1 protein-coding gene is annotated in these 1,235 nt (G+C 36.5%); it reads left to right on the forward strand.

Annotated elements, in window-relative coordinates:
* Positions 1-400 precede the first annotated feature (400 nt).
* A complete protein-coding gene (locus BUB48_RS17435; protein ID WP_073028225.1) occupies positions 401-916 on the forward strand; it encodes an NUDIX hydrolase in 516 nt (171 codons plus the stop codon).
* Positions 917-1,235: the final 319 nt, after the last annotated feature.

The raw sequence follows: 1,235 nt of genomic DNA on the forward strand, positions 1-1,235 counted from the left end.
GGAAGAAGAATATCGGAAAGCCGTATGCGAGAAAACCGCACGTACGGTTTGATGAGGGGGCGGTGGAAACCCCACTGCTCTACTCTATCAAGGGTTGACAAATAGAAGGATTACAAATACCTATAAATAAAAGGTTTCCAAACATTGGGCTTTTCTCACAGTTATTTTGCTGGAGGAGATAATGCCAAGAAACCCTTGTTTTATTGTTTGCGGTAACACATCAACTAGCCTGAAAGTGATAGTGTTGCGTTGACAGGTAGATAAATTAACAGGGTTGAGAAGACAGGATAGATGTTATATTTATACCTGAAGTGATTAAATAATCATCTAAGGAATCATTTCAGTTAGAAAAAAGTAACTGAATCTTATATAATTGTGGGTAAATGTTGGGGGTGATTGAATGAAGTTACTGAAGGAAATTATAAGGAAGCAAGGTATTAACTTTGATGGGAATACAATTTATAGAGAAGCAGTCAGAGGAGTTGTAATTAATGGCAAAACCCTGCTTATGATATACTCATCAAAAGATGGAGATTATAAATTTCCTGGAGGTGGTATTAATATAGGTGAGACACATGAAACTGCACTAGTAAGAGAAATAAGAGAAGAATGTGGAGCAACAGTATTATCAATTAATGAAGAACTTGGGAAAGTAATTGAGTTTGATATTCCTATTGAAGAAAATTATGATGTTTTCAAAATGGTTTCTTTCTATTACATATGTGAGGTTGATCCAGACTTTGGAGAACAGTCGTTAGACCAATATGAGATAGATTTGGGTTTTACACCTATATGGGTAGATATTGATAAAGCTATTTCGACAAATCGTATGTTGATAGATTCAAATAATTTTCCGCGTTGGACACCAAGAGAAACATTTGTATTGGAGTATATCAAAGAAAAGTTCAGACTATAAGTAAATCAAAAACGCAATAGTGCATAAATTAACTGAAAATAAGGAAGATCACATTTATTTGATTAGTACACTAGAGAATTATAAGCTTCATTTGATATTAAGTGTCGTGGAGATTAGTCGATATATTCCCGCCTACCGATAGTGCAAAAAGTGGTGATGACGTGTTTCCGACTACCGACAATGTAAAAGACATCAATCCACCCCGATCGTTGCATGTGGAGACGGTGGTGTTGATGTGTGCGTCCAGCGAAGCTGGCAAATGCTAACAGGTGAAAGTCCTGTAGTGGTAAAGGTAGGGCAGCCACTTAGTCAGTAACCA

The organism is Lutispora thermophila DSM 19022 (assembly GCF_900142105.1).
GTDB lineage: Bacteria > Bacillota > Clostridia > Lutisporales > Lutisporaceae > Lutispora > Lutispora thermophila.

Coding starts and splice junctions, on each gene's coding strand:
- BUB48_RS17435 (WP_073028225.1), top strand. CDS start 401: ATGAAGTTACTGAAGGAAATTATAAGGAAGCAAGGTATTAACTTTGAT.